Annotated in this window: 22 protein-coding genes; 16 read left to right on the plus strand and 6 right to left on the minus strand. The window is 66.5% G+C overall.

What is annotated here, in order from left to right:
• The first annotated feature begins 239 nt into the window (after positions 1 to 239).
• Complete coding sequence (locus ACK5KK_RS02060) at positions 240 to 1,136, plus strand: Abi family protein (protein ID WP_416888430.1); 897 nt, start codon at positions 240 to 242, stop codon at positions 1,134 to 1,136.
• A gap of 732 nt (positions 1,137 to 1,868) precedes the next feature.
• Here ACK5KK_RS02060 and ACK5KK_RS02065 read toward each other — a convergent pair.
• Positions 1,869 to 1,997 carry a DUF2510 domain-containing protein gene (locus ACK5KK_RS02065; RefSeq protein ID WP_416888431.1) on the minus strand — a complete coding sequence of 43 codons (129 nt, stop codon included), beginning with the start codon at positions 1,995 to 1,997 and terminating at the stop codon, positions 1,869 to 1,871.
• Between the two features lie 257 nt (positions 1,998 to 2,254).
• Here ACK5KK_RS02065 and ACK5KK_RS02070 point away from each other — a divergent pair, with 257 nt between their 5' ends.
• The gene (locus ACK5KK_RS02070) at positions 2,255 to 2,656 is read left to right on the plus strand and encodes a hypothetical protein (RefSeq protein ID WP_416888432.1); all 402 of its coding nucleotides are present in this window, start codon (positions 2,255 to 2,257) and stop codon (positions 2,654 to 2,656) included.
• 407 nt (positions 2,657 to 3,063) lie between these two features.
• Here the strand turns inward: ACK5KK_RS02070 and ACK5KK_RS02075 are convergent, their stop codons facing one another.
• The gene (locus ACK5KK_RS02075) at positions 3,064 to 3,498 is read right to left on the minus strand and encodes a hypothetical protein (RefSeq protein WP_416888433.1); all 435 of its coding nucleotides are present in this window, start codon (positions 3,496 to 3,498) and stop codon (positions 3,064 to 3,066) included.
• 254 nt (positions 3,499 to 3,752) lie between these two features.
• Between ACK5KK_RS02075 and ACK5KK_RS02080 the strand changes: the two genes are divergently transcribed.
• Positions 3,753 to 4,361: a recombinase family protein gene (locus ACK5KK_RS02080; protein WP_416888434.1), complete on the plus strand. Its 609-nt coding sequence runs from the start codon at positions 3,753 to 3,755 to the stop codon at positions 4,359 to 4,361.
• Between the two features lie 58 nt (positions 4,362 to 4,419).
• On the opposite strand, the gene ACK5KK_RS02085 is transcribed toward ACK5KK_RS02080, so the two are convergent.
• Positions 4,420 to 4,695, minus strand: coding sequence for a type II toxin-antitoxin system RelE family toxin (locus tag ACK5KK_RS02085; protein ID WP_416888435.1), 276 nt, complete (start codon positions 4,693 to 4,695; stop codon positions 4,420 to 4,422).
• A complete protein-coding gene (locus tag ACK5KK_RS02090; protein WP_416888436.1) occupies positions 4,692 to 4,976 on the minus strand; it encodes a type II toxin-antitoxin system Phd/YefM family antitoxin in 285 nt (94 codons plus the stop codon). Before ACK5KK_RS02090 ends, ACK5KK_RS02085 begins: the two co-directional genes overlap by 4 nt.
• 36 nt (positions 4,977 to 5,012) lie before the next feature.
• On the opposite strand from ACK5KK_RS02090, the gene ACK5KK_RS02095 reads away from it, so the two are divergent.
• From ACK5KK_RS02095 to ACK5KK_RS02105, 3 genes are all read left to right on the plus strand, one after another.
• Positions 5,013 to 5,732 (plus strand): hypothetical protein, encoded by a 720-nt coding sequence (locus ACK5KK_RS02095; RefSeq protein ID WP_416888437.1) that lies wholly within the window; start codon positions 5,013 to 5,015, stop codon positions 5,730 to 5,732.
• A gap of 196 nt (positions 5,733 to 5,928) precedes the next feature.
• Positions 5,929 to 6,585, plus strand: a complete 657-nt coding sequence (locus ACK5KK_RS02100) for a type IV toxin-antitoxin system AbiEi family antitoxin domain-containing protein (RefSeq protein WP_416888438.1) — start codon at positions 5,929 to 5,931, stop codon at positions 6,583 to 6,585.
• A 49-nt stretch (positions 6,586 to 6,634) separates the two neighbouring features.
• Positions 6,635 to 7,345: a nucleotidyl transferase AbiEii/AbiGii toxin family protein gene (locus ACK5KK_RS02105; protein WP_416888439.1), complete on the plus strand. Its 711-nt coding sequence runs from the start codon at positions 6,635 to 6,637 to the stop codon at positions 7,343 to 7,345.
• A 559-nt stretch (positions 7,346 to 7,904) separates the two neighbouring features.
• Here ACK5KK_RS02105 and ACK5KK_RS02110 read toward each other — a convergent pair.
• Complete coding sequence (locus tag ACK5KK_RS02110; RefSeq protein ID WP_416888440.1) at positions 7,905 to 8,408, minus strand: hypothetical protein; 504 nt, start codon at positions 8,406 to 8,408, stop codon at positions 7,905 to 7,907.
• A gap of 75 nt (positions 8,409 to 8,483) precedes the next feature.
• On the opposite strand from ACK5KK_RS02110, the gene ACK5KK_RS02115 reads away from it, so the two are divergent.
• The 6 genes from ACK5KK_RS02115 to ACK5KK_RS02140 all read left to right on the plus strand — a co-directional run bounded on the left by ACK5KK_RS02115 (position 8,484) and on the right by ACK5KK_RS02140 (position 11,687).
• Positions 8,484 to 8,984 (plus strand): YrhA family protein, encoded by a 501-nt coding sequence (locus ACK5KK_RS02115; RefSeq protein ID WP_416888441.1) that lies wholly within the window; start codon positions 8,484 to 8,486, stop codon positions 8,982 to 8,984.
• A 37-nt stretch (positions 8,985 to 9,021) separates the two neighbouring features.
• Complete coding sequence (locus tag ACK5KK_RS02120; protein ID WP_416888442.1) at positions 9,022 to 9,501, plus strand: hypothetical protein; 480 nt, start codon at positions 9,022 to 9,024, stop codon at positions 9,499 to 9,501.
• Positions 9,502 to 9,610: 109 nt separating this feature from the next.
• Positions 9,611 to 10,354 carry an alpha/beta fold hydrolase gene (locus ACK5KK_RS02125; protein ID WP_416888443.1) on the plus strand — a complete coding sequence of 248 codons (744 nt, stop codon included), beginning with the start codon at positions 9,611 to 9,613 and terminating at the stop codon, positions 10,352 to 10,354.
• Between the two features lie 21 nt (positions 10,355 to 10,375).
• A complete protein-coding gene (locus ACK5KK_RS02130; protein WP_416888444.1) occupies positions 10,376 to 11,023 on the plus strand; it encodes a hypothetical protein in 648 nt (215 codons plus the stop codon).
• A gap of 32 nt (positions 11,024 to 11,055) precedes the next feature.
• Positions 11,056 to 11,307: an AbrB/MazE/SpoVT family DNA-binding domain-containing protein gene (locus ACK5KK_RS02135; protein WP_416888445.1), complete on the plus strand. Its 252-nt coding sequence runs from the start codon at positions 11,056 to 11,058 to the stop codon at positions 11,305 to 11,307.
• Positions 11,304 to 11,687 (plus strand): type II toxin-antitoxin system VapC family toxin, encoded by a 384-nt coding sequence (locus ACK5KK_RS02140; RefSeq protein ID WP_416888446.1) that lies wholly within the window; start codon positions 11,304 to 11,306, stop codon positions 11,685 to 11,687. Before ACK5KK_RS02135 ends, ACK5KK_RS02140 begins: the two co-directional genes overlap by 4 nt.
• 25 nt (positions 11,688 to 11,712) lie before the next feature.
• Here the strand turns inward: ACK5KK_RS02140 and ACK5KK_RS02145 are convergent, their stop codons facing one another.
• Positions 11,713 to 12,606 (minus strand): LysR family transcriptional regulator, encoded by an 894-nt coding sequence (locus ACK5KK_RS02145; protein WP_416888447.1) that lies wholly within the window; start codon positions 12,604 to 12,606, stop codon positions 11,713 to 11,715.
• Between the two features lie 143 nt (positions 12,607 to 12,749).
• On the opposite strand from ACK5KK_RS02145, the gene ACK5KK_RS02150 reads away from it, so the two are divergent.
• From ACK5KK_RS02150 to ACK5KK_RS02165, 4 genes are all read left to right on the plus strand, one after another.
• On the plus strand, positions 12,750 to 13,778 hold the full coding sequence (locus ACK5KK_RS02150; protein WP_416888448.1) for an amidohydrolase family protein: 1,029 nt from the start codon (positions 12,750 to 12,752) through the stop codon (positions 13,776 to 13,778).
• Positions 13,779 to 13,788: 10 nt separating this feature from the next.
• Complete coding sequence (gene ligK / locus ACK5KK_RS02155; RefSeq protein WP_416888449.1) at positions 13,789 to 14,481, plus strand: 4-carboxy-4-hydroxy-2-oxoadipate aldolase/oxaloacetate decarboxylase; 693 nt, start codon at positions 13,789 to 13,791, stop codon at positions 14,479 to 14,481.
• Between the two features lie 2 nt (positions 14,482 to 14,483).
• Positions 14,484 to 15,419 carry an amidohydrolase family protein gene (locus tag ACK5KK_RS02160; protein ID WP_416888450.1) on the plus strand — a complete coding sequence of 312 codons (936 nt, stop codon included), beginning with the start codon at positions 14,484 to 14,486 and terminating at the stop codon, positions 15,417 to 15,419.
• A gap of 1 nt (position 15,420) precedes the next feature.
• Positions 15,421 to 16,751 (plus strand): protocatechuate 4,5-dioxygenase subunit alpha/beta (locus ACK5KK_RS02165; RefSeq protein WP_416888451.1); only part of this gene is annotated, 1,331 nt, incomplete at its 3' end.

Here is a 16,751-nt window from a genome sequence, read left to right on the forward strand (position 1 = left end):
CGCGCGGGGCGGAACCATCAGACGTGGGCAGAACTCATGGCCACCAGCAGGCAGTTCTCCTGGCCACCCACGGGCAGATCCCGTGACCGCCTACGGGCAGTTTTCCATGGCCGCCGACACCCTGGGCTACATAGTTCCGCCGCGATGTCGGGCGGGCGTGATAGCGTTGGCATCAACACGACCGGTTCCGCTCCTTCAGGAGTCCAGGGCCGGTCTTTCTTCTCCCGGAGCACGAGGTCGTGGAACCGAAGCCGCACAAGACGTACCGCGAGCAGGTCGACCTCCTCGTGGATCGCGGGATTGTGATCGACGACGACGATGCGGCGATGGCACTGCTCCGGCGAGTCGGCTACTACACGCTGAGCGGCTATTCCTACCCGTTCCGCTTCAAGGACGCGAGCGGCGTGCGCACGGGTCGCTTCCGCCCGGGTACGTCGCCCGCACAGATCGAAGCGATCTGGGAGTTCGATAGTCGACTCCGCGCTGCAGCGTTCGGACCGCTTCAGCACGTCGAGACCTACCTCCGCGCGCTGCTCGGGTATCACCTTGGCGGGGTCGATCCGATGATCCACCGTAAGCCCGAACTGCTCTCTGTGGACCGCGCGTCCGATTACCCGGTTTGGATCGCGAAGCTCGACCGGCAGGTCAAGGACTCCCGTGAGGAGTTCATCGTCCACCACCGCGAGAAGCGAAGCTCGATCGTCCCCATCTGGGTAGCGGTCGACGTCCTCGATTGGGGAGCACTCTCGTACCTGTTCAGCTTCGCGCCGCTCGGTGTCCGCGATGAAGTCGCACGTGCCTTCGGGCTGAACGCCGCGCAGCTGAAGTCGTGGATCCGGGCGCTGAACGTCGTCCGGAACGTGTGCGCGCACCATTCGCGCCTGTACAACCGGTACTACTCGCTGACGCCGAAGCTTCCGCGTCGCGGCACGTACCCGGGCTTCGACGCGATTGAGTCGGCGAAGGACAGCACCTTCGCGATGCTCTCGCTCCTTCAGCACCTCGCGCAGAACACCCTTGGCGCGAACACGCGACTCCTGCCAGCGGTCGTGCGCAGTTTCCCCGCAGGCAGCGGCCTCGAGCTCACTTCGATGGGTGCCCCCGCCGGCTGGGAAGCGTCCAGCCTCTGGCGCTGACGAGAATTGATGCGCGTGGGAACTCATCACAATTGCACCCGATCCGGCGCTCCTCGGAATCCCGGACGCCTTGCACCTCATCTTCGACGCGGAATAACCCCAGGCCAACCAGACAAATCATGTCCCGTCCAACGATCTCGAGGTGGGTCGAGACTTGAGCACCCAACGTGAGGTCGCGGGTTCAAGCCCCGCTCCTGCTACAGATGAAAACCCCCGGAATTCCGGGGGTTTTTGCGTTGCTCGCGGTTTCGGCCCGCGGGCGGAGACTCGGTTTGTGCCGGGAGTGTGCCGGGAAAAACGGCATCCAAGGACAGCAGATCTCCCGGCACACGGGCCCCGGCATGCGCACGCGGACGCTTCAGTGTCGACCAATGAGCACCAACGAGTACTCAGTGCGACTTCTGGAGAGGGCGTCACTCCGCGTGACCTCGCGATTATTGGGCAAACGCTCCCGGGCGGCGCTCTGCACGCACGAGCGCCCGTTCGAGGCGCCATCATCGTGCTTCACCTCGCACCGGGTATGTGACACATCGACGGTCGTGGTGGTCACGTAGCGGTCCACGCCTGGATCGATGCGCGCACGAGCACCGACCTGCGGGCGAATTGGAGAGGCGGGTTTCGTCGCCATCGTGGGCTTTCCGGAGACACGGCTCTTGAGCATAACCCTCCTTCGCCGTTCGCACGGGTGTGCATGTCCTTCGACCGGCTGAGGCCTGTTCCGTCGCCTCCGCGTTACCGAATCCCTTCCAATCCCGGCTCCTTGGGGGCTGGCGGCTGGACGGAGTCCGTCCACTTCTGACCATCCCACCAGCGCATCGTTCCCGAGCCGTCCTCATACCAGCCGGCCTGCGTGTTGGCCATATCGTCCTCATCCCTGTCGGTCTGCCGAGCCGACCTCGCTGCTTTTTCTCACCGTAAGGGTCGGCGCGGGGCGGGCCGTTGGTCGACACTGCGAACAGCCGATGGCGCGCGGCCAACCATCACGAACACCGTGGCAGTGCTCCGAGTCCTCGCGCTCCTGGTCTGGGCGGTTCAACGCTCAATAGCGCGTCGCCAGCCGATCACCGCCGCCGGGCACGTGGCGGGTCGAACCGATGGTTGGTCGCTATGGTCGAGTCATGACGGACCTGCGAGGCCTCGTGGACTTCTGGGACGAACTCATCGGCCGTTGGATCGCCGGCGATCGGGACGTCCCCACGTCGTTGCTGCCATGGTTCAACTCTTACCGCGGCACGGGTCACGGCGAAGCCCGACTCGACGTCTTCCCTGAGCCCTACACCGGCCGCCTGCTTGGCAACGATGCACCGATCGTCATGCTCGGGCTGAATCCGGGTGCGGCGGTCCCGAAGTTCCAATCGCCCGGTGGGGTGTTCTTCGAACAGCTGACGCGCACCAGGTACCACGATTGGGCGGCCGGTGTCCCCTACGCGAGCAGCGACTGGGAGACGTTCGCCGGACCGAATCGCTTCTACCAGAACCGATTCGCGTTCGCCCGCCGGCTGCTCGGGGACCCGTCCTGACCCACCGCGGACGGCGTCTTCTTCGAGCTCTACCCATGGCACTCGTCCGGGGTCACGGCCAGCATGACCCCGCCTGGCGACGCCATCCGCGAGTTCGTTCTCGACCCCATCGCCGAACTGGACACCGGGCACGTGTTCGCGTTCGGGAAACCGCGGTTCACCGTGCCCTCCCGAATCGGGCTCGGGCCCGGCAACGCCCTGAACATTGCGTGGCGTCGAACAAGTCGAGCGCCATCTGGCGGTCGTTGCCCGCGATCGTCCCACTGCAGCAGGACGTGGAGCGGGATCGAGACGGCGCGGGCTTCCTCAATCATCTCCGCCGGAACATAACTGCCGGCGAACAGACCGGCCGCAACGATCCGCGGATCGACACGTGCGAGACGGATGCCTATTGCGATCGGCCCACCCTAATAGCCCACCGGTCCACCGATCTCGGGAAGCGCCAGTAGCGCGTCGAGCACGGTTTGCCATTCCGGCACCGCAGCCTCGACGAGCGGGAGGATGAGCCGCCGGACGATGTCGTCGGTGACCGAGGTGCCCTCCGCCAGGACGCGGCGTAGGTCGGCGCGTGCCTCGTCGACCGCAGGGAGCGCGGGTCGGTCCCCGCCTCCCGGGAGTTCGATCGCGGCGGTGGCGAACCCGTCCGCGGCGCTGCGCCGAGCGCGGGCGGCCAGGCGCGGTCGCATCTGCTGCGGTCCGCCGGGATGGCCGAGCAGGATCAGCGGGACGGGTGTCGCCGGGGAGGCGGAATCCGGCGCCCACAGGATGCCGGGGATGCCGTCGCGGGTGAAGTTGCGCTCGAGAAGTCCGTCTTCGAGTCGCGGGTCAGAGGTGAATCGCACGAGGGTGCCTTTCGGGATGCCAGGGAGTGGGCGCTCCCGGGCCCTCTATCGCCCGACCGTGACCTCAGCGAGGAGCACCCATGTCGATACGTTCATCGGGTACCACCTCCTCAACTCGTGCGCGGCACCGGCAAGACTACCAACCACGTCCCCGCCGAGGCTGCGCCGCCCGCCCGCGACGCCCCACCAACGTGCACTGCCCGGATATGGATCCGAGCGAAGTGACACTCAAGATCCCCTGAGAGGCTGAGCGGATGGATGGAATACAGATTGGATATGCCAGGGTCTCGACCACTGATCAAGACCTCACGTCCCAGCGCGACGCGTTGCTGCGCATGGGAGTTCGCGATGCGAACATCTATGTCGATCATGGGCTGACCGGCACGAACCGAGCCAGGCCCGGCCTTCGCGAAGCTCTCGCCGCCGTCCGTGAGGGCGACACCCTCGTGGTGACCAAGCTCGACCGGCTGGCCCGGTCGGTGAAGGACGCGCGGGACATCGCCGACGAGTTGACGACGGAGGGGGTCGCGCTGAGCCTTGGCGGCAGCCGATACGACCCCACCGATCCGGTCGGGCGGCTGCTGTTCAACGTTCTCGCGATGGTCGCGGAGTTCGAACGCGACTTGATCAGCATGAGAACCAAGGAGGGAATGGCAGTCGCCAAGGCGAAAGGCAGGTTGAAGGGCAAGCAGCTAAAGCTCTCGCTGACGCAACGCAAGCTGCTGTTCGAGGTTCAGGACCGGGGCGAGTACACGCAGGCGGAGGTCGCCGCACTGTTCAGCGTCTCCCGCGCCACCGTCCACCGGGAACTCCAGAAACGCCGGACGGCGTTCCTGGCCACCTGCGAGGCTCACCTCTTCTGAACCTATCGGCTCCGCCGCGTTGCCGGCGGGGTCTTCCCTTGGCTGCGCGAGCCGATGTCTATCGACGGTGGTAGGCGTCTCGGCGGTGCTCGATGGTGACGATCTCGATGATGAGGCGATCGTCCTCGATCCGGTACAGCACTCGATACTCGCCCCGGCGAGCTGAGTACAGCGGCGCGAGCGGCTCACGCAAGGGCTTCCCGACTCTCCGCGGGTTCCCTGCCAGGGGGCCGACGATGAACTCGAAGGCCGCTGCCGCCACGGCCTCTGGGAGCGTGATCTCCAGCGCGCGCCTGGCCGATCGGGTGAAAACGACTTCGTACGCGACGCTCACTCGGCGAGCCGACCGCGCGCGACCATCGCCGCGCGAACCTCATCCGCAGACGACACATCGCCCGACTCGAGCTCGGCGATCGCGGTCCGCAACTCTGCGACCTCGTCAGGGCTACTCAGGATGTCCACCGTCTCCGCGAGCGAGTCGTAATCCTCGGCGCTCATCAGCACCGCGACCCGAGCACCGTTGCGGGTGATCTCGAAACGCTCATGCGTGGTCGCCGCGGATTCGATGTGCTTGCTCAATGATGCCCGCGCGTCTGCTAGAGAAAGTACCGTCATGTACAGAATTCTAGCGCGCTTGGCCCCGCGGTGGCCATGCCCAACACCCTCCCGCTGTCGCGCAATGCCAGCAAGAGGATCCTGCCCCACGGTAGCCAGTGGCGCCGGTCGATAAGATCGGGCATGCCCTCGCGCCGTGTCCGGATCGCAGTTCTGACAGCACTGCTCTTGGCGCTTTGCGGATGTTCAGCAAAGCCGCCTGGCACCGTCTCGTCGGCATCGCCCGACACAGACGGCGTGTCGCTGGCCGCTGAGACACCGAGCTTGACACCGACACCTGATCCCACACGATCGTCGGAGACGGTTGCAGTACCGAATTGCGCGGATCTGCTTAGTCTCGAGCAGATCCGTGTCACTCTCAACGACGACCGGGTGGAAGGCCCCGGCACCCTCGATGCGATCGAGGCGCCGTCTGTGCTGGGGCCGGCAGCACGTCAGACGTTCGAAACCGCGACCGATGCGGTCGGTTGCAGCTACGGCATCCCGTATTCCGACGGCGGCTTCTACGTGATCCTTCTCGCAGTCGATGCGGCGTCGGCATCGGAGCTTGTGTCTGCGCTTGAAGCGTCAGACAAGTACGAACACACCACGCGCGGCGACATCGCCATGTTCTCGAAAGGGGTCCCCGAAGGTATAGGAACTTACCTTGGCTACGCACTCGATGAGAACGTTTGGGCGATCGTCCAAGGAACGATGGTCAGCTCGACGACATCTGTCAATATCGCAGCCGACGCCGTCACCGCCGTCTTGGGATAGGACGCCGAGCTGCCCACGAGGCTCCTCATGCGTGCAATGCCCGGATAGGGATCCTTCGCTCAGTGCCGCTTCTCGGCTCGTCATGTCGCCGCTGTTCGTCGTGCAGCAACCCTACTCACCTGATCCGCGCGAGTTACTGAGTTTCAATATACGTTACGCGTATACTGAGCATAAGTAAATCCGACGGAGGTTGGAGATGGCCACTGATCTTGACCTGATCCGTGCGATTGAGCGAGCTCCGTTGCGCACTCTTCGATACGTCGAACTACGCGATTTCGGGACCAACGTGTGGCGGACGCTCGACGCGCTCGTGGACCATGGCGCGATCACGCGTCTCGCCCAGGGCGTATATGCGGCGCCGCCCGGCGGGCAGGATGGGCGGACATGGCAGCCCACGGTCGAGACGGGCGGCCTTGCAGTGGCGACGGCCCGGTTCGGGAACCGAAACGCAGTGCTCATGGGCATCGGTGCCGCCCGGTATTGGGCGGCGATTCCCCGCGCGCTTGCCGTCACCACGGTTGCGGTGCCGGCTGCGGGCCGGGCACCTGTCGAGCTCGAGCGGGGCGGGACGCTTCATCTTGTGCCGCGCGACTTGAACAAGCTTGACGTAGCCGTCGAACCGACCGAGCTCGGGGACGGACTGGTGACCACGCCGGCGCAGACGATGTACGACCTGTTGATGAAACCGAAGCAGGGCGGCGTGCCAGACGAAGCCGTCGCCGCCGCGGCGGTGTTGCGCGGCCAGGTACATGTCGAGGATCTGGCTGACGTCGTGGAGCGGATGGGGCGGGCCAACGACGCCGTCCGTCAGATGATGGGTGAACTTGAGCGAGACGGGATCGCCCATGGCTGAGCGCCCGCCAATCCAGGGGGTTCTTGACGCTCGTGAGCGAGATGCGGTCATGGCGCGCTTCGGAGTCTCGCCGGAGCAGGTCGTCCGTGACCATGTCATTTCGCACGCGCTGGCGGCGATTTCAACGCTCGGCACCGACCGCGTTGTGTTCTTCGGTGGTACAGCCTTGTCTCGAACCCTGCTGGCGGAGCACAGGCTCTCGGAAGACATCGACCTCATTGCTCTCGGCGATCGCAGGGAGACCGGTGCTGCGATCCAAAGGGTCATCGAGCGGCAGTTCCGCCGCACCCTCGGCACTGCGGTATTCACGCCAGGATTGGGCGAGACGCGGCATCCTGACCCGTCGGTACTCGCCGTAGGGCGGATCCGCATCCAGGTCCAGCTGCTGACGTCCGAGGGTTATCCCAGGTGGCCGACGGAGGTGGTCGATATCGAGCAGCGCTACACCGACGCGCCTGATGCGCGGCTGCGGGTCCTGACTCCGGCGGCATTCGTGGCAGCGAAGCTCGCTGCGTGGACGGACCGACGCGTGTCGCGCGACCTCTATGACTTGTGGGCGCTGGCGCAGGCCGGCCGGATCAACGACGAGGCGGCGCAGCTGTTCGGCCGCCACGGGCAGTACACGACCGTCGAGAACGTGTCGTTCGTTGAGCTGCCAACGAACTCCGCCTGGCAAGATTCGCTCGGACATCAAGGGTTCATCAAGGTGAGCCCCGAAGAGGCGGCACGCGTCGTCAGTGCCGCGATCGCAGCGCTGTGACGACGTTCACCGCGACGTGAAGAACAGATCTTCGACGCCGGGCCATTCCTTGTTGTGTACGATCCCTCGCGGCGGTGGCCGCATTGCCACAGGCACCTGTGCCGGGAGTGTGCCGGGAACCGCGGTAAAATCCGTCATGAGCAACGAGCACCAGTGAGCACTCGCACCGCGGGATTTCGCGACGAATGAGCGTCAGTGAGCAGTCGGAACTGCATTGCAACTAACTCATAATCGTGAGGTCGCGAGTTCAAGCCCCGCTCTTGCTGCAGATGAAAACCCCCGATTTATCGGGTATTTGTCGTATCCCCGCGAGGGGAGCACGGGATGCTGCGACGGCCGTTGTGGCGGTTTTGTGACGGTTGAGGCGTCGAGAACACGTCGCAGGCCCGTCACGGACCCACCGAGGCATATGTGTAGCACGGCGGGCAATAGCCCCTCGGGGCCTGGCAGTCTTCCGGACGGTATGACGAGCCAGGCTCACGTGTTTCTGCAGCCGGGTGACTCGGGAATCGACGATCGTATCGACGCGACGGATCCAGTCGCCGCCGTTCGAGTAGCACTATGCGACGGCGTCACTCGCCCGGAGCAGCGGATGCTCGTGTGGAGCGACATGCCGGTACTGCATATCCGATGATCCACCACGGCGGATCGCCTCCGCGATCAGTCGGCGGTCGGCGCGCTCGACGGACTCGTCTCGTTCGATGATCAGGTGCACCACGCCAGCGCGGACGGCCTCCTCAGCCAGTGCACCGAGGGATAGCGGCCGCGCGTCCTTGTCTGACCGATGCTTGACGACCCACACGGATACGCGTATGTCGAGAGCGCGCATGCGCGAGAGGATCTGGCGGCGTCGACTGTCGCTCTCACGCTTGAAGTGGATGCGTCGCTGACCCGGCTTGAGGAGACTGCGCAGGGCCTGTTCAGATGCCGGCGCATCCCCGATCGCGGTGGCCGTCGATACGACGTCGTACCCACGGGCCTTCGATTCGTCGACGTTGACGCGGCGCGCGAGTACGGGAAGTCGTGGAATTTGCGCCAGCTTCGGCCATGTTCGGCCAGGCAATCTCCGATGCTGCGGAGGCGGCCCTTTCGTCCGTTCGTCGCCACCAGGTGCGGCGGACCGTGTTAGCGTTCTGGCGTGGAGCGGGTCAGGGTTACGTGGCGGGACAGCCTGCAACGGATCAACGATCTCAACGCGGAGTTTGGAGACGTGCCGCCGCTGCCGGCGGACAATGCACGTGCTCTCGTGGCGCTGGCCGAGCGGGCATACGGGTTGACCATTCCCTCGGAGGTCATCGAGTTCTGGGACGTCCAAAACGGCGTCGAGTACGACGGCAATCGTCTCTACCGGACCGATGCCGACCTGAGCGTCGACATCGACCCGCGGGACCCGTCGGCTGACGGTGCCCTCATCGCGTGCAACCTGCTCTGGCACGAGCTTCCAGAACACACTCGCTACACCTTCCTCGGAGACGGAAACATCGACTGGTTCGTCTACGACACGGTGAGCGCGAAGTATCTCAGACTCGATAAGCCCTCCGGCGATCTCGTCGACGCCTTCGAGACCTTTCGTGAGTTTCTGTCCGCGGTTCTGAGCGGGTTCATGGGGATAACGCCCGACGCGTGTCGGGACTCGTGAGTAGGGTCATCGTGGTGGATCACGAAGGGGAGAGTCGATGGGTGTCAATATCGCGCTGTCGGTGATCGAGGGGACGACGCTGGCCGAGGTCGGGGTCGAAGACTCGACGCCGATGCCGTTCGACGAGGCCGAGCACTCGATGGACGTGATGGGGACGCAGGTCGGGGATCGGGTCGTCCTGATCGATTCGATCGGCGGACAAGCGTCGAAGGAACTTGCGGAGGCACTCGGTCGCCAGGTGTACACCGTGGTGGTCAGCAGCGTGTCTGACACCTATGTTTGGGAGGCGCGAGGAGGCGAGGAACGGCTTCGTGTGCTCATGGATGGTGAGATCGCCGAAGACCAGGGCGAACCGCTTGATGTCGAGGAGGTCTTCGACGAGGTCGACGGTTCGGACGATGGGTTCGTGGACCACGAGCGACAACACCTCGAGCTCTTCAACCGCGTAGCCGGAGTCTCGCTGTCCGATCTGTGGGACGTGGAGTTTGTGACTGTGCGCAGCGACCCGACGGTCTGATCACGGGTGCGTCGCGCGGAACGCTGCCGCGGTGTCCGAACCCGCTGCATCCTGGTAGCCTCCACACGTCCGCCCGCGAGCGCGGGAACCACGTCGAGGGGAGCACTCCATGCCCGCATCCAGACCGGCCCTTGTTCTCGTGCACGGCGCCTGGGGCGGCGCGTGGGTCTGGCGCCGCATCCTCGGGCCGCTGCGCGAGGCCGGCTACGAGGTGCATGCGGTCACTCTCACCGGCGACGGCGAACGCGCGCACCTGCGCCGGCCCGATATCTCACTGCAGACCCACATCGATGACGTGATCGGCTTGGTCGAGGCCGAAGAGCTCGATGACATCATCCTGGTCGGGCACAGCTACGGCGGCATGGTGATCACCGGCGCCGCCGCGCAGCTGCAGGAGGCGCGACCCGGGGCCCTTCGCGGACTGGTCTACGTGGATGCCATGTACCCGCGCCCCGGGGAGGGCTGGGGCGTGGCCCACCCGCCAGAGATCGCCGAGGCGCGCCTGGCGGCTGCCGCCGAGCACGACAACGCCCTCCCGCCGCCCGATCCCACGGAGGGCTTCGCGCTGAGCGCGGAGGATGCCGCGTGGTTGTGCCGTCGGCACGTGCTGCACCCTTTCGGCATGTACCGGGTGCCGCTGGACTACGACGGCGCGCTCGTCCGGTCGCTGCCGCGGTTGTTCGTCGACTGCACCGATCCGGCGTACCCGACGATCGACTCGATCCGGCGGCTCGTGCGGGACGAGCCGGGGTGGCAGATCGCCGAGATCGCGACAGGACACTTCCCGATGGTGACCGAACCCGACCGGCTGGTCCGCGCACTGCGGGGCTTCGTCGACAGCATCCCGTCCTGACGCTCGGGCAGAATAGGACGCATGGCTGAATCCGCACCCAACGCCGACACCGCCTGGACGTTGCTCCCGACGCCCGAGGTCGCGACACTGCTCGCCGGCACCGACGTGCGCTGGTGGCTGTCGGCCGAGAGCGCCTACGACCAGTGGCACGGCTCCCCGCTGCAGGAGCGTGAGAACGCCACCGTCAGCACCATCGCCGCCTCGGTCGAGCAGCTCATCACGGACCTGCCCGACGGATTGAGCGCCTGGATCGTCGACGACAGCACGGTGACGGCATGGGCGGATGCCCCCGACGCGAGCGTCCCCTCGGTGCGCGTCTACGACCCGGAACGCGCCGCGTGGGTGCTGCAGATCAACATCGAAGACGGCACCGCCGATCGGTGGGTGTATCGCCGTGACCCCCGGCTGCAGCTGCCGTGGGACCGCGCCGTCACCGAGATCGACGGCATCCCGACCGGCGCCCCCGAGGTGCAGCTGGTGTGGAAGACGCTTCGTCCCAAGCCGGAGGACGAGGTCGACAAGGATGCCGTGCTGCCGAAGCTCTCGGAGGAGGCGCGTGCGTTCTGGGAGACCGCGGTTCTGCGCATCCACCCGCATTCGACGTGGGCGATCCACGTGCGCACCCCATTGACCCCGGCGAAGGCCAGCTGGAACCGCACCCGACGCTGAACGGACACGCGGGCCGGTGGTACCATCGCTCTATGAGTACCACTCACACTGCGGCGGTGGGAGATCGCGGGCGTCTCGTGGTGCCGTTGCCGCTGCGCGAGAGCCAGCACTGGGAGCAGGGCACGTCGCTGATGTTCATCGAGACCGACCGCGGCGTCGTCGTCGCGACCCGCGATCAGGCCAAGGCGATCGTGCGTGACCAATTGAGCGGCCCGAGTCTCGTCGACGACCTGATCGAACAGCGCCGCGCGGACGCACTCGGCGAGGATGACGACGCCGCATGACGGCGGTGCTCGACGCCTCCGCCGTCCTTGCCTTCTTGCAGGGCGAGGCCGGAGCCGACCTCGTCGAGGCCGCGCTCGAAGCGGGAGCGGTGATAGGCGCGGCCAACTGGTCGGAGGTCGCCCAGAAAGTACGGTCGCGTGGTGCCGACTGGGATCTCGCCCGTGCGCTCCTGGACGGCTACGGGATCGTCGTCGAACCCGTCAGTCGCGCCGACGGCGACCGCGCCGCTGCTCGGTGGCACACCGGGAACGGGCTCTCGCTCGGTGACCGGTTGTGCTTGGCGCTGGGCGATCGGCTCAACGTCGACGTTCTCACCGCCGACCGCGCCTGGGGCGGCTCCGGTCGCATCCGGCAGATTCGCGCCTCTCGGATCGACTGACGTCCCACCCCCGGCGTGCGCCGCGCTACGACTCCCTCACCGCGTCGAAGACGACGTCGCGGAACCAGCGCTGCACGGGGGACAGTCCCGATTCGCGGCGGGTGAACAGCGCGACGGGGGTGCTCTGCCCCGGCCAGGGCAGGTCGGCGATGCGCAGACCGGGGAACCAGCCGCGGAAGACCTCCGCGACGTGACGCGGCAGCAGCGACACCAGGTCGGTGGCCTCCAGGAGCGCGGGGAGCGTGCCGTACTCCTCGACGGAGAGCGCCACCTGCGGCATGAGGCCGTGCTCGAGCAGCGCCTGCAGCGGAAAGACGTGGCCGCCGCGGGAGGACACCCGCACGAACCCGCGCCCCGCGAACATGTCCGGCCCGGTCGGCGGCAGCGGATGCTCGCCGGAGGACAGCGCGACGTACTCCACTTTGCGCACGGGAGTCCGCCACAGTCGGGACGCGTCCATCGACGAGACCGTGAGGGCGAGATCGAGCGTGCCGCGCACGAGCGACTCCTCGACCTGGTCGGCGTCGAGACGTTTGACGTCGAGCCGAGCGGTCGACCGCTCGCGGGCGAGGGCGACCATGATCGGCGGCAGGAAGGTCTGCTCGCCGATCGAGGTGAGACCCAGCGTGAGCTCTCCCGTGAAACCCGCTGGATCGAAGACGTCGGTGTCGCTGACGGTCGCGTCGATCTGGGCGAGCGCCTCGTGCAGCGGGCCGAACAACTGCGTCGCCCGCGCCGTCGGCACCATGACGTGACCCTCGCGGCGGAACAGATCGTCGCCGAACCGTTCGCGCAACCGCGCCAGGGTGTAGCTGACGGTCGGCTGTGTCACGTGCAGCAGCGCTGCGGTCGCCGTCAGACTGCGCAACTCGTACAGCACGACGAACGTGCGCAGCTGATTCAGATCGGGCACGGCCATGCATCGATCCCCTCTATGGATGCTGGCAAGTATATCTATTGGACCATAGCGGCCGACGCGCCTAGAGTCATGGGATAAGGGGCGACATGTTCGCATCGTTCGTAGGGGCACACCGCCACCACCAGTGACAAGGACGACACTCGTTGATCATCGACATCCACGGCCACTACACGACAGCGCCGCCTCAGCTGGGAGCCTGGCGCGACCAGCAGATCGCCTTCACGAAAGGCGACGGCGACGCACCCGATCCGTCCACCCTGCAGATCAGTGACGACGAGATCCGCGAGACGATCCAGGCCAACCAGCTCAAGCTGATGAACGAGCGCGGCAGCGACGTGACCGTCTTCAGCCCGCGGGCGTCGTTCATGGCGCACCACATCGGCGACCTCGCCGTCAGCCAGACCTGGGCCCGCATCTGCAACGACCTGTGCGCTCGCGTGCGCGACCTGTTCCCCGACCGTTTCGCGATGGGCGCGATGCTGCCGCAGTCCCCCGGGGAGGACCCGGCGACCTCGGTGGCCGAACTCACCCGCGCCGTCGAAGAACTCGGCGCCGTCACCGTCAACATCAACCCCGACCCCTCCGGGGGGTTCTGGACCGCGCCCGCCCTCACCGACCGCTCCTGGTATCCGCTGTACGAGAAGCTCGTCGAATACGAACTCCCGGCGATGATCCACGTGTCCACGTCGGCGAAGCCGGTCTTCCACACCACCGGCGACCACTACCTGAACGCCGACACCACGGCGTTCATGCAGCTGCTCAAGGGCGACCTGTTCCGCGACTTCCCCGACCTCAAGTTCGTCATCCCTCACGGCGGAGGGTCTGTCCCGTACCATTGGGGCCGGTTCCGAGGCCTGGCGATGGCGCTCGGCAAGCCCGAGCTCGAAGAACATCTGCTCGGCAACGTCTTCTTCGACACCTGCGTCTACCACCAGCCCGGCATCGATCTGCTCACAAGCGTGGTCCCCGCGGACAACATCCTGTTCGCGAGCGAGATGATCGGCGCCGTCCGTGACGTCGACCCGCGCACCGGGAACTACTTCGACGACACCAAGCGGTACGTCGACGCCACCACCAGCCTGACCGACGACCAGCGCGCCCAGGTCTTCGAGGGCAACGCCCGCCGGGTGTATCCGCGCCTGGACCGGGCCCTGACCGCACGCGGACTCTGAGAGGAACACCATGCGCCTGAACAACCTCGGCATCGTTCGCACGAACATCGAGCGACCCGACCCCGCCGACGTGGAGCGCCTGTCGCAGTTCGGCGTGGCCACCATCCACGAAGCGATGGGACGCGTCGGACTGATGCGCCCCTACGTCCGGCCCGCCTATCAGGGCGCGAAGCTGTGCGGGCCCGCGGTCACGGTGCTGCTGCAGCCCGGTGACAACTGGATGTTCCATGTTGCGGCCGAGCAGGTACAGGCCGGCGACGTGCTCGTGGCGGGGTGCACCACCGAGAGCGAAGACGGCTTCTTCGGCGAACTGCTCGCGACCTCGCTGCGCTCCCGCGACTGCGGCGGGCTCGTCATCGACGGGGGAGTGCGCGATGTCGCCGACCTCGAAAAGATGGACTTCCCGGTGTTCTCCCGCGCGATCAACTCCAAGGGCACCGTGAAGGCAACCCTGGGTTCGGTCAACGTCGATGTCGTCGTCGCCAACGCGCTCGTCCACCCCGGCGATGTCGTCGTCGCCGATGTCGACGGCGTCGTGGTCGTCCCGCGTGCCCTGGTCGGCGCGGTGGCGGATGCCAGCCAGCAGCGCGAAGACAACGAGGAGGCCAAACGCCAGAAGTTCCGCGAGGGCGTGCTGGGCCTGGACATCTACGGCATGCGCGAGCCGCTCGCCGCCGCCGGCCTCGAGTACGTGGAGGACTGACGGTGGCGCACGGAGACACGAGCGGCGGGTTCGAGAAGACCCCGGGGTGGCTGGACTGGTACGACGGTCCGTCGACCCCGCGCTTCCGGGTGCCCGCCGGAGCGGTCGACGCACACTGTCACGTGTTCGGGCCGGGAGCGCAGTTCCCGTACGCACCCGAGCGCAAATACACGCCGTGCGACGCCTCCGCCGACCAGCTGTTCGCGTTGCGCGACCACCTCGGATTCGACCGCAACGTCATCGTGCAGGCCACCTGTCACGGCGCCGACAACCGAGCGCTCGTCGACGCCCTCGGCCGCAGCGGCGGCCGTGCCCGCGGCGTCGCGACGGTTCGGCGCGACGTCACCGACGACGAGCTCGCCCAGTTGCACGCCGCCGGAGTGCGCGGCGTCCGCTTCAACTTCGTCAAGCGCCTCGTCGACCGGGCGCCGACGGACTCGCTCGACGAGATCGTGGCCAAGATCGCGCCGCTTGGGTGGCACGTCGTGATCTACTTCGAGGCGGAAGATCTTCCCGACCTCTACGACTTCTTCTCCGCGATCCCCACCGACGTCGTCGTCGACCACATGGGCCGACCCGATGTCAGCAAGGATCCGGACGGTCCCGAGTTCGGCCTGTTCCTGCGTTTCCTGCGCGAGAACCCGAACGTGTGGACCAAAGTCTCGTGCCCGGAGAGGCTGAGCAACACCGGTCCCCGGGCTCTCGACGGCGAACAGAACGCGTACACCGACGTGGTGCCGTTCGCCCGACGCGTGGTCGAAGAGTTCCCCGACCGCGTGCTGTGGGGCACCGATTGGCCCCACCCGAACCTCAAAGACCACATGCCGGATGACGGCTTGCTGGTCGACTACATCCCACACGTCGCCACGACGTCGGAGGCGCAGCGCAAGCTGCTCGTCGACAACCCGCGGCGACTCTACTGGCCAGAAGGAGAATGACATGGCACTCGACAAGCCGTACAAAGACATCCCCGGCACGATCATCTTCGATGCCGAGCAGGCTCGGAAGGGGTACCACCTCAACCAGTTCTGCATGTCGATGATGAAGCCCGAGAACCGCGAGCGCTACCTCGCCGATCGCAAGGCCTACATCGACGAGTGGCCCCTCAACGACGCCCAGAAGCAGGCGATCATGGACCTCGACCTCAACGCGGCGATGGCCGAGGGCGGGAACATCTACTTCCTCGCCAAGCTGGGTGCGACCCACGGGCTGAGCTTCCAGCAGATGGCCGGCTCGATGACCGGCATGAGCGAGGCGGCCTACCGCGACATGATGGTCTCGGGCGGTCGTCGTCCCGAGGGAAACCGTCTCAAGGACCTCGACGGCTGGACCCCTCCGGAGCCCGGCGAGAAGGCCGAGACCATGCGGCCAAACGCGCCCGCGAAGTACACCTCGGCGCTGTTCACCCCGCACGTCCCCGCCATCGGCGCGGCGATGGACCTCGGCAAGACCGAAGAACCGTACTGGAAGAAGGTCTTCGACGGCTACGAGTGGACTCGCCAGTGGGCCAAGGAGAACACTCCCGACGTGGTCATCGTCGTCTACAACGACCACGCCACCGCTTTCGACTCGTCGCTGATCCCGACGTTCGTGCTCGGCACCGGCGCGGAGTACCAGGTGGCCGATGAAGGCTACGGCCCCCGTCCGGTGCCCGACGTCAAGGGGTACCCGGAGCTGGCCGCGCACATCGCGCAGTCGGTCATCCAGGACGACTTCGACCTCACCCTCGTCAACGAGATGGTCGTCGACCACGGGCTCACCGTGCCGCTGTCGCTGGTGTACGGCCAGCCCGAAGAATGGCCGGTGCGGGTGATTCCGCTGGCCGTCAACGTCGTGCAGTACCCGGTTCCGTCTGGGCGTCGCTGCTACGAGCTCGGCAAGGCGATCCGCCGCGCCCTCGACAAGTGGGACGGCCCCGAGCTCAACATCCAGATCTGGGGCACCGGTGGCATGAGCCACCAGCTGCAGGGTCCGCGCGCCGGACTCATCAACGCCGAATGGGACAACGCGTTCCTCGACCACCTCATCGCCGACCCGCTGGGCCTCACCGAATGGCACCACCTGGAGTACGTCGACGAGGCCGGGTCCGAGGGCATCGAGCTCGTCGACTGGCTGATCGCGCGCGGTGCGATGGACGACCAGTTCGGCGGCGGCGCCCCCGAGGTGAACCACCGGTTCTACCACGTGCCCGCCTCGAACACGGCCGTCGGCCACCTCGTCATCAGCAACCCGGTCGCGACCGAGACCGACGCCGCCAGCGGCGCCGGACA

It is taken from the genome of Microbacterium sp., from assembly GCF_047972865.1.
Classification (GTDB): Bacteria; Actinomycetota; Actinomycetes; order Actinomycetales; family Microbacteriaceae; genus Microbacterium.

Excerpts from the sequence above, each read along its gene's own strand:
- ACK5KK_RS02100 (WP_416888438.1), top strand. The coding sequence starts at position 5,929 with ATGGCCACTGATCTTGACCTGATCCGTGCGATTGAGCGAGCTCCGTTG.
- ACK5KK_RS02145 (WP_416888447.1), bottom strand. The coding sequence starts at position 12,606 with ATGGCCGTGCCCGATCTGAATCAGCTGCGCACGTTCGTCGTGCTGTAC.
- ACK5KK_RS02140 (WP_416888446.1), top strand. The coding sequence starts at position 11,304 with ATGACGGCGGTGCTCGACGCCTCCGCCGTCCTTGCCTTCTTGCAGGGC.
- ACK5KK_RS02065 (WP_416888431.1), bottom strand. The coding sequence starts at position 1,997 with ATGGCCAACACGCAGGCCGGCTGGTATGAGGACGGCTCGGGAACGATG.
- ACK5KK_RS02080 (WP_416888434.1), top strand. The coding sequence starts at position 3,753 with ATGGATGGAATACAGATTGGATATGCCAGGGTCTCGACCACTGATCAA.
- ACK5KK_RS02130 (WP_416888444.1), top strand. The coding sequence starts at position 10,376 with ATGGCTGAATCCGCACCCAACGCCGACACCGCCTGGACGTTGCTCCCG.
- ACK5KK_RS02135 (WP_416888445.1), top strand. The coding sequence starts at position 11,056 with ATGAGTACCACTCACACTGCGGCGGTGGGAGATCGCGGGCGTCTCGTG.
- ligK (WP_416888449.1), top strand. The coding sequence starts at position 13,789 with ATGCGCCTGAACAACCTCGGCATCGTTCGCACGAACATCGAGCGACCC.
- ACK5KK_RS02105 (WP_416888439.1), top strand. The coding sequence starts at position 6,635 with ATGGCGCGCTTCGGAGTCTCGCCGGAGCAGGTCGTCCGTGACCATGTC.
- ACK5KK_RS02095 (WP_416888437.1), top strand. The coding sequence starts at position 5,013 with ATGCCCAACACCCTCCCGCTGTCGCGCAATGCCAGCAAGAGGATCCTG.
- ACK5KK_RS02070 (WP_416888432.1), top strand. The coding sequence starts at position 2,255 with ATGACGGACCTGCGAGGCCTCGTGGACTTCTGGGACGAACTCATCGGC.
- ACK5KK_RS02090 (WP_416888436.1), bottom strand. The coding sequence starts at position 4,976 with ATGACGGTACTTTCTCTAGCAGACGCGCGGGCATCATTGAGCAAGCAC.
- ACK5KK_RS02120 (WP_416888442.1), top strand. The coding sequence starts at position 9,022 with ATGGGTGTCAATATCGCGCTGTCGGTGATCGAGGGGACGACGCTGGCC.
- ACK5KK_RS02125 (WP_416888443.1), top strand. The coding sequence starts at position 9,611 with ATGCCCGCATCCAGACCGGCCCTTGTTCTCGTGCACGGCGCCTGGGGC.